Source organism: Micromonospora luteifusca (assembly GCF_016907275.1).
Taxonomy (GTDB): Bacteria; Actinomycetota; Actinomycetes; order Mycobacteriales; family Micromonosporaceae; genus Micromonospora; species Micromonospora luteifusca.
This window is the reverse complement of the sequence record NZ_JAFBBP010000001.1, coordinates 721,931-734,403: the sequence shown is the minus strand read 5'-3', so window position 1 is coordinate 734,403 and position 12,473 is coordinate 721,931. Positions and strand designations below refer to the sequence as shown.

Below are 12,473 nucleotides of genomic sequence, written 5' to 3'. Positions count from 1 at the left end.
CTGGTAGACACTGTGTTTTCTGCTCTACTTCCCGCCCAAGGTGGCCCTGGCGAAGCTGGTCAAAACCCTCAAGGGCGTGTCGAGTCGGCGGATGCGCCAGACGTTCCCCAACCCCGTGCGTCACTACTACCGGGCCAACAAGCCCTGGTCAGTCTCGTACTTCGCGGGCTCCGAGGGCGGGGCACCGCTGAGCGTCGTGCGTCAGCACATCGAGCAGCAGAACCGCCCGGTTTAAGCCACAGCTCGGGCCTTGACGGCCCTCCCAGCACGGACCTTCACCCCCACCCTGAAGGGCGGAGCACTGGCCCGCCACCCGGTAGCTGGTTTCCGAAGTGCGTCAACGGCGCGCGAGTGTTTGGTCGGCTGGCTGGTGGAAGGGGAGCTGTGGACTCCTAGGCGTCGCGTCGGTCGACGGTGAAAGCGGCGAGCGTCAGGGCGGTGAGTGTCCAGACGAGCGTTGCCGCGGCACCACGGGACGGGTCGAGGGCGGCGGTGTCCGGCAGGTAGGCGGCGCTGGTGGCGGACCAGGCGCGGAGCAGCGGGCCGGCGATGAAGTACAGGCCGAGCAGCAGGATCACGGCGGGCACTGCGCGGCGGACGACGCTGGCGACTGCCGCCCCGAGCAACGTGGTGAGTGTCAGGTAGGCGGTCGCGGCGGGCGTCCAGGTGGCCTCGCCGGCCGACAGGGTGCTGGTGGTCGCCGTCGCGGCGGCCACCGGGAGCGTCAGAGCGGCCAGCGCAAGGGCCTTCGCCGCCTGCAGTGGCAGGCGCCGGGGCACCGCGAGCAGTGTGGTGCGGATCTGGCCACCCTCCTGGTGCTCGGATGCGGCCGCCAGCACGCCGAGCACCAGGAAACCGGCCTGGGTGTAGGCGAGCGGGGCCAGGGCGGCGTCGTCGCCGAGCGGCTCACCGCGGGACCCGGCCGCTCGGTACGCGTACGTCAGCACCAGGTTGGCGGTCCAGGTCAGCAGTGCGGTCAGGCGCAGCGACGGCAGGGTCAGCAGTTTGCGGAGTTCCGCGCGTGCGGTGTTCACGTGTCCCGCCGGCGAAACAGGACCGCGCCGACCGCGAGTAGTGCCACGACCCAGGTGGTCATCACCAGTCCCGCGGTCACCGGAGCGATCTCGACGGGGAAGTCCCCGCTGCGGAGGAACATCTGCGTCCCGGCGATGTCCGGCAGGTAGGCGGCGAGGTCGGTGACCTTCGTCAGCAGGTACGACACCGAGACGACGGAGCTGTTGATGATCAGCAGCGTCAGCGGCACGACGCCGTTGCGAGTGATCAACGCGAGCGCGTACGCCAGTAGTGCGGTCAGCGTCCAGTAGAGGAGCGCGGCGGCGACTCGGGCCGGGGCGGGTGCGGGCGCGTGTTCGCCGTGCAGCACCTGGGTGAGGGTGAGCGTGGCGGTCGCGGTGACCACCGCCTGTGCCGCGACGACCAGTACGAGCGCGGTGGTCTTCGCCACGAGTAGACGTAGCCGGTCGGGCACCGCGGCGAGCGTCGCGGTGAGCTGGCGGGCACCGGGGGCGTCCTGACCAGTGGACGTGTATTCGCTGCTCACCACGATCACGCCGAGGACCATCGGACCGATCAGGCCGATACCCAGGTCGCGTAGACCCAGGTCGGACGTGTCGGTGAGGGTGCCGGCGGCGATCGCCCGGCGGGTGTACGGCGCGTTCAGCAGGACGACCACTGGTGCTGTCAGCGTGCCCAGCACCAGGCCCACCCAGGCGGTGGGCAGGCCGAGCAGCTTACGGAGTTCGGCGCGGACCAGGCTCACCACGGGCCACCCGCCTCGGTGCCGGTCAGCGCGAAGAAGGCGTCCTCGAGTGTGCGATGACCACCGGTGACGTCGGCGAGTCTGCCCTGGATCACGATCCGGCCCTTGTCGATCACGATGACGTCGTCGGCGATCTCGGCCAACTCGCCCATCAGGTGGCTGGAGAGCAGGAGCGTGCGGCCCTGCGCGGCGCTGTCTTTGAGGAACTCGCGCATCCAGCGGATCCCGGCCGGGTCGAGGCCGTTGACCGGTTCGTCCAGGACCAGCACCTCAGGGTCGCCGAGCAGGGCGGTGGCGAGCCCGAGCCGGCGGCTCATGCCGAGGGAGAAGCGGCCGGCACGCTTACGTGCGTCGCCGGTCAGGCCGACGATTTCGAGGACCTCGTCGGCGCGGGAGTCCGGCAGGCCGTTGCTGGCGGCTACCCACCGCAGGTGGGCACGGGCCGTGCGGGCCCGGTGCGCCCCGCTGCCGTCGAGCAGTGCGCCGACCGTCGTGAGCGGGCGGTCCAGTTTCCGGTACGGGCGCCCGCAGATCAGTGCCGTCCCGTTCTGCGGGCGGTCCAGGCCGAGCAGGATACGTAGCGTCGACGTCTTGCCGGCTCCGTTCGGCCCGAGGAAGCCGGTGACCCGGCCGGGTCGGGCCTCGAAGCTGACGTCGTACAGGATCTGTGTCCTGCCCTTGGTCTTGCTGACGCGATCGATCGTGATCATGAGCCGAGTCAACCGAAGGTGCGGGCCTCGTACATCCGACCGTTCTCGGATTTCGACGGCCGAGTCGGTCCGCGGGCCGTCAGACCCTGGTCTGAGATCTACAGTCGGGGCGGTGAACGCCCATCCGCGCCCCTCCGGGCGGTCCAGGACCGTGCCGGTCGTTGTCGTGGCGATCAGCGTGCTGGTGATGGCCATGTGTACGGTCGGCGCGCAGGGCCCGCTCGCGGTCATCCTGCCGTCGCTGATGGTCGGTGGCGCCGTCGCGGCCGCGGTGTGGGCGGTGCGGCGGTCACGCGCCGACCGAACCGCCTACGAGTCCCGGTTGACCGCCTGGGCAGCGTCCGAGGCGGTGCTCGCCGAACGGCTGCGGATCGCCCGCGACCTGCACGACATCGTCTCGCACGGCTTGGGTCTGATCACGGTCCGCGCGGCGGCCACCCGGCATCTACCCAAGCCTGCCGAGGTGGAGGCGGCACTCACCGATATCGAGGACGCGAGCCGGCATGCGACAGCCGAGTTACGCCGCATGCTCACGGTGCTGCGTGAGCCGTCGGCCGCCAGTCGCCGTGCGCCGGTGGACAGTCTCGACGACCTGCCCGGGATCGTGCACGGGTCGTCGCTCGCGGGGCTTCGGACACGGCTGACGGTCGAGCCGCTCGGCCCGGTGTCGCAGGGTGTACAGGTCGCCGTCTGCAAGACCGTGCGCGAGGCGCTCAGCAACGCGGCACGGTACGCGGGACCGACAGACGTGCGGGTGCGGGTGTACCGGGACGGAACGTACGTGGTGGTCACGGTTGCGGACGCCGGACCGTCAGTCGACGGATGGCTGGCAGCACCGGGCGCCGGGCACGGGCTGGCCGGTTTACGGGAGCGGGTCGGCAGTCTCGGTGGCACGCTGTCGGCGGAGCACGTCGACGGGGGCTTCCGCCTCACTGCGCGGATCAGGGACGAGGCGGCGTGAGCGGCATCCGGGTGCTTCTGGTGGACGATCAGGCGCTGCTCCGACACAGCCTCGCCATGATCATCAACAACGAGCCGGACCTGGCCGTCGTCGGCGAGGCCGGCGATGGAGCGCACGCCGTGGCGTGCGCCCGCACCACCCGCCCCGACGTCATCCTGATGGACGTACGGATGCCGCACCTCGACGGCCTCAAGGCCACCCGCCGCATCTGCACCGACCCCGCACTGTCCGCCGCCCGCGTCCTGGTCCTGAGCATGTTTGAACTCGACGAGTACGTGTACGAGGCGCTGCACGCGGGCGCGTCCGGCTTCCTGCTCAAGGACTCCCGCCCCGAGGAGTTGATCGAGGCGATCCGCCGCACCCACCTCGGTGAATCGCTGTTCGCGCCGTCGATCCTCACCCGGCTTGTCGCGCACTACGTCACGGCTCCCCGACCGGAACGGCCGACACCGACCCTACGGCGGCTGACCGGCCGTGAGGTCGAGGTGCTGACCCTGATCGGCGGTGGCTTGTCGAACGACGAGATCGCGACTGCCCTGGTGATCTCGGTGAAGACGGTGAAGACGCACATCACGCACCTGATGGCGAAGCTCGCCGTCCGAGACCGGGCACAGTTGGTGATCGCGGCGTTCGACGCAGGGCTGGTGCGGCCACGGCACTGAGAGCGAGCACCACGGCCAGGGCGTCGATCACCTCACCACGTCGAACCTGCGTTGGTCGCACCACCACACCCCACCAGCCGCGCCTGCCTCGCCGACCGCAGGCCGGGCGCGAGCCGACGCGGAGGGGAGACCGCCGCCGTGTCACGCCGTCGGGCTGTTGCCTCCTGGTGTGCCGAGGTGGATGTCGACGTCGGCGGCCTCGGTCATCTGGTCGTACGCCTTGGTCCTGAGCCGGTTGGTCTGCACCTCGCCGTCGAGCAGCGCCGCCCGCAGAGCCTCCGCGTCCGTGATCTCCTTGCTGGTCACCGCGTCGGCTGCGGTCGTCGCGCCCTGCACGACCTCCAGGTGGGTGCCGTCGGTGGGCATCAGCTCGGCCCACTTGGCCAGGCAGTAGACCCGCTCGGGCACCTCCTGGCACTCGCTGGTCAGGTCGGGCATCTCGTCGCCGGTGCCGAGGTGGCTGGTGCGGAACGCGGCCAGTTCGTCGACGAACGCGGCCAGTTGCTGCTCCACCGCCGGCGCGAGCCGGGTCGCCACCGCCTTGCCGAAGATCCACCGCAGCGCCGCCAGCTCCATGCCGGCCCGTACCGGAAGATAGAGCTTCGCCCAGCTGGCGTTGAGGAAGTCACTCGGGTCGCGCTCGGGGGCCCGGGCGTCACCGGCCGACCACCAACCGGGGTACGACACGAACGAGGCGCGCTCCCAGTCGAAGACGCGGTGCCAGAACTCGATCTCCCACGCCTCGTCCCGCACGCTGGCCGGGAAGTGCGCCTCGACGATCTGCGAGACCATCTCGTTGACCGGTGAGAACCCGCCGCGCAGCCGCGCCTCGAACTCGTCCGCGGCCTCCTCCGCCGCCGCCAGCGCCGCATCGCGCCTGTCCTGCCAGTCCTGCAGGTCGGTCAGGTAGCCCGCGACCAGCGCGTTGTAGGCGGCGTCGTCGGCGTTCCCGTCGACCATCGTCGGGGTACGCCGGAACGTGGCGGCGAGCTGCACGTCGGCACCGGGCCCGGCGAGCCAGCTGGCCGCACCGACGTGGATGCGTACCCGCAGTGCCGGCTGACCGTTCGCGTCGGTGATCACCGGAACGCCGACCACCCGAGCCGCGATACCCGACGGCGGCCGGCGAGTGATCAGGGTGAGGTTCTGCCGAATGGTCTCGATGTCGCCGTCCCACTCCCAACCGCTGTCGAAGACGACGTCGATGTCGTAGTCGGCGCTCATGTCGCCGGTGAATCCCCACTTGTCGAGTGTCACGACCGGGGAGTAGATGGTGCGGGTCTCCACGGCGGCCGGTACGCCCGGTACCGGGCGCACCGGCTTGACCGGCACGGCGGGCAGCGCGGCGAGAGCGTTGTCACGGATCCGCTGCCGCCCGTCGGTGATCTTCTTGGCGAACGCCAGCGCCGGGTCCTTCACTGTCGGCGCCCAGCACACCCGGGCGCCGTACCGTTCGTGGGCCAACTCCAGCCGTTGCAGCACCTTGAAGTAGTGCAGCGTGATCGGCGTTGCCCGGTTGGGGTTGCGCACGGTCCGCTTCGAGGTCGACTCCATACCGGACTCGCTGACCAACTTGAAGTCGGTCTTGTGCTGGGTGCGGTAGCGGGCGGCGACCTTGGAGGTGGCGGTCTGACTGTCCTTGACCGCACGGCGACTGGTCTCCTGGCTGGCCGCCGTCACGCTGCGCGTGTAGCCGATCGTGTGGCTGGCGTTGAAGGTGCCCCAGACGCCGGTCGGGCTGGTGTACTGGCCGGTGTGGCTGGCGTTGAGCCCCCAGGTGTCGGTGAGCGACTTCTGCCGCTCGAAGCCCTCCTGCAGTTCCGTGGTGAGTGCACTGGTCAGCTCGACGTCCGTCTGCTGCTCGGTCTCGTCCTGTTCCTCCAGGGTCAGCTCACGCTTGGTGTAGGTGCGCTGCTCCAGCACCGCCTCCTCGCCGGGCGCGAGCGCCAGGGCGTAGACGTGTTCGCCGAGCGCGAAGCCCACCGGCCGGATCCGGGTCCGGTCGAGGAACGCGATGCCCACGTCGGACTGGAGTAGACCGGCGACGAACTCCGCCTCCTGGTCACCGAGGAGGGTCTGGCGCCGGGCCCGCGGCTCGCGGTTGGCCATGCCCGAGTCTTGCCCCGGCAGCGCCGCCTCGGCGGCGTCCATGTCATTGGCCTTCCACAGCCCCGACAGGCCGAGTTCCTTGAGCAGGTGCGGCAGCCGGTCATGGGAGAGCCCGCCGTACCGCATTGCCTCGATCAGCGCCTGCTTGACGTAGAACGGCAGCAGGGGCGTCTCCCCGTCGTCGAAGGTGAGCTGGACCGGCACGAAGTAGTTGGAGTAGACGTAGCGGTCGGAGTGCGCGGTGCTGAACCCCAGCGTCGCCAGGTCCGCGTCGGCGACGACGACTTCACCCATCGGTGCTCCTCTAAAGTGGCATTTTGAACAGGGTTTGCAGGCCCTGGTAGGTCATCTCGTGCGAGGTGACGAAGAACCCGGGAAACAACTGGCTGAGGGCGGCCTGCCGGACGACGGTCTCTCGCACGGCGTGTGCCGTCAGCTCTTCCAGGCCGGCGACGACCTCCGCCGGCACCCCGCCCTTCTTGGCACGCTGGTAGGCGTCCGCGATCGCCTCCCAGCGACCGTCGAACGCCTCGCCGAGGTCGTCGGCGACCGTGCCCCACGTCTTCTCGAAGCGCTCCAGCTTCGTCGACGCGGTCCAGTCCACGTTTGTCACCCGGGCCGCCTCGCTGTCGACCAACAGCAGGTCGCTGCGGAGCTCACCGACGGTCGTGGACGCCTTCCACCCGAACCGCTCGGCGAGGTGGGCGGCCAACGCCTTTTCCGCGCCGGCCGCGGACGGGCTCCGGGTGAACCCGACGAGGCGCAGCAGAAGGTCCCGGTCCGGGTGGCTGAGCAGCAGTTGGGCGACCGTCTGCCGTAGCACCGCGTCGGAGCCGCGCAGGGCCGCAGCCAGCTCCGGGTTGGCCGCGCGGACCGCCTCGACGACCGTGGCGAGCGACTTCTCCGCGAACGGCTGCAACCCCGGTGAGCGAGCGACCAACTGAGCGGTCTCGGCCGCCATCCGCCGGTGTACCTGTTGGCCGAGCCGCCAGGGTTGCGCCTGCCCGGCCTTACGCAGCGCGCGGAACTCCTCGTACGCGGCGGTCTGCAACGCCCGGTTGAACACCGTGGTCAGGCGCTGCTCGAGCTGGCGGGCGATGGCGGCCCGCACTGCGGCGGCCCGGATGTCCCGGGGGGTCTTGGGCGGTTTGAGCTCGCGCAGGCCCTCGACGCGCTTGATGATCTCGTCGAGCGCCTGGTTCAGCTCCGCTCGGCTGGCCGAGCGACCGGCCGACGACACCGTCTCCGACATGCACGCCATCAGGACCGGCTTGCCGTCGGCGCTGATCAGCGCGCTGAGCCGGGCTCCCGCACCCGCCCCGGCGAACGCTTCGGCGTGCGCAGCCTGGTTGAACACGGTCAGGGTCAACTCGGCGTCGACCAGCAGCGTCCGGCCCTGCCGGAACAACGCGTCGAGCACCTTCGGGGGGAACAGGGTACGCAGCACGGCCAGGCCTACCTGCGGCGTGGCCAGCAGTGCCGCCCGGCCGATCGCGACGAGCAGCGCGGCGATCTGGGTGGTCAGGAGACGGACCTCGGCGGCGGCCTCCCGGGCACCCACGATCAGCAGCGGCACGTACCGGATCGCGGCGCGCACCGCCACGCCACCGAGTAGCCGGACCAGTTGGACCAGGCCGGTCAGCAGCTGGAACAGGTCGCCAGCGATCCTGCCGAGCAGCCGGCCGGCCGCGAACGGGTCGAGTTCCTCCAGGTGCCGCCCGAATTCCGCCGCCCAGCCGCGCCAGAGCGTCAGCAACCGCTCGGGCACGGTGCTCGGGTCCAACGCGGCCACGACGCCGGCCAACGCCTCGCGGACGACGGTGGCCTGCTCGGCAAGACGTTGCAGACCGGCCCGGGGATCCACGGTGAGCACGATCAGGGTGGTCAGCTGCTCCTGCTGGAGGCGACCGACCAGCTGCACGAGTTTGCCGAGGTCGACCACCACCGTCGCGAACGACTCCCCGACGCCCACCAGGAAGCCGTCGAGGAACAGCTTGGGATTGATGCCGTTCCAGGCTGCGTAGTGGCGCATCGCGTCGAGCAGCGCGGGGTCGAGGCCGAGCAGGAATCGTCGGAACGCGCCGTCCGCGTCGACGTCTGAGGCCGCCAGGTCGAAGAACGCCTCGGCCAGCCGGAGCCTCGCCAGCATCGCGACCAGGTCCCAGACGTTGTCGGCGGAGATCCGGCCGGTCATCGCCTGCAACACCCGGTCGCGGGTCATCGAGCGGGTGGCGTGCGCGTCCATCCAGTACCGTACGGTCAGCGCGACGAATTCCACCCGCGGGTCCTGGGTACGCGCACCGAAGACCGCCGCCCGGTTCTCGGCGGACACCCGCGGCACACTGAACCAGTCCTGGATCATGACGGACTCACCCGTCGGCTGTCCCAATTTCCCACCCCCTCGAGCCCCGAGTGCACTGTCCGGGCAAGGGGATTCAGGCGATAGCGCTGGGTCGAGTACCCGACATGCATCCACATCAGAGCTGGCGGGACCAACCAGGCTGGTGAGGCGCTGATCGACAAGAAGAGCATGTTCGACGTACTCGATAAAGGCTCGATTTTCGTTACACACATCAACGCCACGACCGCGTCGGTGGCACCAGGTCCGACCACAACGGTGTCGTCGCGACGTTCTCCATTCCAGAACTGACGCGTACGCCCTGGTCGTCGTGGATCATCGCGTGGATGCGGCCTGGCCGGCCCCGCGTGTGCACGGGCCGACCAGGCCGGTCTCCTCCACCTGATTACCCCTCCTCCTACCAGGGGAGGGCGCCCTCGGCGTCAAAGTAGCCTCCGGTGGGGCCGTCGGGGCCCACCTGCGCCATGCGGACGATGATCTCGGCGCCCTGCTCGACAGTCTGGATTCCGGTGTTCCCGTTCAGGTCGGTCTTGGTGAAGCCTGGCTCGACCGCGTTGATCCGCATGTTCGGGAACGCCTTCGCGTACTGCACGGTGATCATGTTGACCGCGGTCTTCGACGCCGGGTAGGCGACCCCGGGGTAGGCGTACGTCGGGGTGCCCGCATCGGTGACCCGAGCCAGCGAGGCCAGGCCGCTGCTGAGATTGACAATGACCGGGGCCGCCGAACGCTGCAGCAGCGGCAGGAACGCGTGGGTGACGCGGACCATGCCGAAGACGTTCGTCTCGAACGTCTCCCGCATCGTGTCGGCGGTCACGTCCGCAGCGCCGATCACGATGTTGCCGGCACCCCTTCCCTCGACGCCCGCGTTGTTGATCAGTATGTCCAGTCCTCCGTCAGCCTCGATGGCCTGCGCTGCGGCCTCCACGGACGCGTCGTCGGTGACGTCGAGCTGGACGGCTCGCGCGCCCAGTTGCTCGGCGGCGCGGCGCCCGCGTTCGGCGTCCCGGCTGCCGAGGTAGACGGTGTGACCTGCGGCGATGAGTCGACGGGCGGTCTCGAAGCCGAGTCCCTTGTTCGCTCCGGTGATCAGTGTTGTTGTCATGCCTCCAGGCTCCGGCCCGGCGGTGCGGTCGCCCAGTCGTCCCGTCTTCCTGGGACTGCCAGTACCAGGCAATACCACAACTTAAGGGGCACACTGGTGAGCATGACGACGACGGAATTCGGGCAGGCGGTGCACCGCTGGCGCGACCGGGTCTCGCCCGAGGCCGCCGGGCTGCCCGCCGGTGGGCGCCGACGTGCGGCCGGACTGCGCCGCGAGGAGCTCGCCCTGCTGGCCGGGATCTCCGTCGACTACATCACCCGCCTCGAACAGGGCCGCGCGTCCAATCCGTCGGCGCAGGTCGTCGAAGCCCTGGCCAGGGCCCTGCGGCTCTCGGCAACCGAGCGCGCACACCTGTTTCGGCTGGCCGGGCTGGCACCGTCGGGCCCGGAAACGGTGCCCGCCTACATCACCCCGAGCGTCCAGCGGCTGCTGGACAGGCTGACCGGGACACCCGTCGGCGTCTACGACGCGTCCTGGACGCTGCTTGTGGCTAATCCGCCGTACGCGGCGTTGATGGGCGATCCATCCGGTTGGCGTGGCAACCACCGCAACGCGGTGTGGCGGCATTTTCTCGGACCGGGTACCCGAGCCCGGCACACCCAGCAGTCCCTGCGAGCGTTCGAGACGGCGCTGGTTGCCGACCTGCGTGCGGCCGCGGGCTGCTATCCGGCCGACCAGCAGCTCCGGCAGCTGGTCGCGGAACTACGCGCGAACAACGACCGGTTCGCGAAGTTGTGGGATTCCGGCACTGTCGGCCGTCATGAGGCTGCACGCAAGACCATCGATCATCCGCACGTCGGCCCCCTGACGCTGGACTGCGACGTGCTCACCGTGGCGGGCAGCGACCTGCGCATCATGGTCTACACCGCCGAGCCCGGCACCGAGGACGCCGACCGCCTCGCGATGCTCACCGTGCTCGGCACCCAGGCACTGGTCGGATAGCTGCAGTTTGAAGGTTTCCCAAGCCGATCGCCGGTTGCCGGGACGTCATATTCGGCGCGGTACGGCTTCGTCCTGCCAGCGGTAGAGGTCGCGCAGCAGGGAGATCTCGGCGCCGTGATGGATCAGTTCCCTGTTGACGTGCAGGACGATGCCCTCCATGGGGAACCGCTCGGGACCCACCGTGGGCGGATTCTCCAGGTCAGCGTCGGAAAGCTCGCGGACCCCCGAGTTCCATCTCCCGTACATCTCATCGAGTTGTTTCAGCGCCTCGTCGGCGGTCCCCGCGTAGGCGAATGTCTGGGAGTCGACGTCCTGGCCGCCGAAGTGCCATCCGACCCGATAGCCCAGGCAGGAGACGATGATGTGCGCCAGCCGCCAGGCAATCGTGGTCACCGGCGCCGGCGCCGGGTCGGGGGACGCGGAGTCCATCGTCCATTTCCCCGAACCTGCCGACATCGGTGCGGCCGACGTGTCACGTGGGCGGATGCTCCAGCAGCCGCGCACCGGCTCCCAGAAGTACTCCTCGTCGGCAAGACCGTGCAGCCGCGGCCGCAGGTTCTTGTGCCAGTGCCGGTCCAGCTGGTCCGCGATTCGCTCGCTTCTTGTCACTTCGGCACACTACATAAAACGGAGATCTGACTACGACCCTCGCGATTGCCGTCGCCGGCCGTGGACCTCGAGAACGTACCGCACCGGGAAATGACGCAGGGGGCTGATGTGCCCTTCGGGGCGCACCGCCGCGAGCGGCTGTATGACAGCCTCGATCGATGACACGACGAATGATCAAGACCGCATCCGTGGATCAGCAGGTTCTGGGACGGATCGTCCGGGAGTTTGGTGCCCGATGGACGAGGGATGCTGCCGACATCGAGACCTACCTGGCAGCACAGGTGTCCGACACGAGTCACCGAGAGGTTGTCGGCCCGTTGCTTGCCGCCAGTGGGGCCAGTGGTGTTGTCCGGGTCGGGGGTCGAGAGGTCGCGGCCTGGGGCGATCCGGACGCCCCTGAGATGGCGTTCAGCGTCACCAAGTCCGTCGTGTCGGTCGTGGCCGGCCTGGCCTTCGACGACGGGCTGCTGGTGCCGGACCAACCGGTGTACCAGGTCGTCGACGTTCCTGAATTCCACGGGCCGCACAACGAGCGCATCACCTGGCGTCATCTGCTGCAGCAGTCGAGCCAGTGGGAGGGCGAGCTGTGGGGCAAACCGACGAGCGTGGACGCGCAGAGCTTCCGCGAGCGGACAGAGGTGCACGGCACACCGCCGGGGGAGGGGTGGGCGTACAACGACGTGCGGATGAACCTGTTGACGTACGCGCTCACACTCCTGTTTCGCAGGGCGCTGCCGGACGTGCTGCGGGAGCGCGTCATGGACCCGATGGGTGGCTCCGACCGGTGGTCGTGGCACGGGTACCGGACGAGCGCTGTCGACATCGACGGCCACCGGGTCGAGGTGGTTTCTGGTGGCGCGCACTGGGGCGGGGGCCTGGTCATCCCGGCCAGGGATCTGGCCCTGATCGGGCAACTCTTTCTGAACCGAGGGACCCACGCCGGGACCCGACTGCTGAGCGCCGAATGGGTTGACCAGTCATGGGCTCCGTGCCCGGTCAAACGGGAATACGGCTATCTGTGGTGGCTCAATGATGAGCAGGTGCCGTGGCCCGGAGCCCCGGCGACCGGCCGCAGCGCCCGCGGCAACGGCGGGCGACACCTGCTGTGGGTCGATCCGGCCCGTGAGCTCGTGCTCGCCTCGCACTGGACCGAAGAACCGCTCGATCTGATCCGCGAAGTTTCTCGTACCGTCACAGCTCTGGATGAGATCGAGACAGTCGTGTAGCTGCGCTGGG

Annotated in this window: 12 protein-coding genes; 5 read left to right on the top strand and 7 right to left on the bottom strand. The window is 69.5% G+C overall.

The genetic code is table 11. The annotated features are described in order from the left end of the window. Positions 1 to 10 precede the first annotated feature (10 nt). Positions 11 to 235: a transposase gene (locus JOD64_RS03150; protein ID WP_307813896.1), complete on the top strand. Its 225-nt coding sequence runs from the start codon at positions 11 to 13 to the stop codon at positions 233 to 235. A 157-nt stretch (positions 236 to 392) separates the two neighbouring features. Here the strand turns inward: JOD64_RS03150 and JOD64_RS03145 are convergent, their stop codons facing one another. From JOD64_RS03145 to JOD64_RS03135, 3 genes are read right to left on the bottom strand one after another with little or no spacing between them, the layout of a single operon-like run. After that, a complete protein-coding gene (locus tag JOD64_RS03145) occupies positions 393 to 1,034 on the bottom strand; it encodes a hypothetical protein (protein ID WP_204940813.1) in 642 nt (213 codons plus the stop codon). Then, positions 1,031 to 1,780, bottom strand: coding sequence for a hypothetical protein (locus JOD64_RS03140; protein ID WP_204940812.1), 750 nt, complete (start codon positions 1,778 to 1,780; stop codon positions 1,031 to 1,033). Before JOD64_RS03140 ends, JOD64_RS03145 begins: the two co-directional genes overlap by 4 nt. Continuing rightward, complete coding sequence (locus JOD64_RS03135) at positions 1,777 to 2,490, bottom strand: ABC transporter ATP-binding protein (RefSeq protein WP_204940811.1); 714 nt, start codon at positions 2,488 to 2,490, stop codon at positions 1,777 to 1,779. The genes JOD64_RS03140 and JOD64_RS03135 overlap by 4 nt, the downstream gene beginning before the upstream one ends. 112 nt (positions 2,491 to 2,602) lie before the next feature. Between JOD64_RS03135 and JOD64_RS32725 the strand changes: the two genes are divergently transcribed. Then, positions 2,603 to 3,451: a sensor histidine kinase gene (locus JOD64_RS32725; RefSeq protein ID WP_307813196.1), complete on the top strand. Its 849-nt coding sequence runs from the start codon at positions 2,603 to 2,605 to the stop codon at positions 3,449 to 3,451. Further along, positions 3,448 to 4,113, top strand: a complete 666-nt coding sequence (locus tag JOD64_RS03130; protein ID WP_307813195.1) for a response regulator — start codon at positions 3,448 to 3,450, stop codon at positions 4,111 to 4,113. The genes JOD64_RS32725 and JOD64_RS03130 overlap by 4 nt, the downstream gene beginning before the upstream one ends. 141 nt (positions 4,114 to 4,254) lie before the next feature. Here the strand turns inward: JOD64_RS03130 and JOD64_RS03125 are convergent, their stop codons facing one another. From JOD64_RS03125 to JOD64_RS03115, 3 genes are all read right to left on the bottom strand, one after another. Further along, positions 4,255 to 6,516, bottom strand: coding sequence for a hypothetical protein (locus JOD64_RS03125; RefSeq protein ID WP_204940809.1), 2,262 nt, complete (start codon positions 6,514 to 6,516; stop codon positions 4,255 to 4,257). 10 nt (positions 6,517 to 6,526) lie between these two features. Then, positions 6,527 to 8,611 (bottom strand): hypothetical protein, encoded by a 2,085-nt coding sequence (locus JOD64_RS03120; RefSeq protein WP_239559371.1) that lies wholly within the window; start codon positions 8,609 to 8,611, stop codon positions 6,527 to 6,529. Between the two features lie 367 nt (positions 8,612 to 8,978). Continuing rightward, entirely contained in the window at positions 8,979 to 9,686 is a 708-nt protein-coding gene (locus JOD64_RS03115) for an SDR family oxidoreductase (RefSeq protein WP_204940808.1), read from the bottom strand. Between the two features lie 102 nt (positions 9,687 to 9,788). Here JOD64_RS03115 and JOD64_RS03110 point away from each other — a divergent pair, with 102 nt between their 5' ends. Next, positions 9,789 to 10,628: a helix-turn-helix transcriptional regulator gene (locus tag JOD64_RS03110; RefSeq protein ID WP_204940807.1), complete on the top strand. Its 840-nt coding sequence runs from the start codon at positions 9,789 to 9,791 to the stop codon at positions 10,626 to 10,628. 45 nt (positions 10,629 to 10,673) lie between these two features. Here the strand turns inward: JOD64_RS03110 and JOD64_RS03105 are convergent, their stop codons facing one another. Beyond that, positions 10,674 to 11,237: a DinB family protein gene (locus JOD64_RS03105; RefSeq protein ID WP_204940806.1), complete on the bottom strand. Its 564-nt coding sequence runs from the start codon at positions 11,235 to 11,237 to the stop codon at positions 10,674 to 10,676. Positions 11,238 to 11,395: 158 nt separating this feature from the next. On the opposite strand from JOD64_RS03105, the gene JOD64_RS03100 reads away from it, so the two are divergent. After that, positions 11,396 to 12,463, top strand: a complete 1,068-nt coding sequence (locus JOD64_RS03100; protein WP_204940805.1) for a serine hydrolase domain-containing protein — start codon at positions 11,396 to 11,398, stop codon at positions 12,461 to 12,463. Positions 12,464 to 12,473 lie beyond the last annotated feature (10 nt).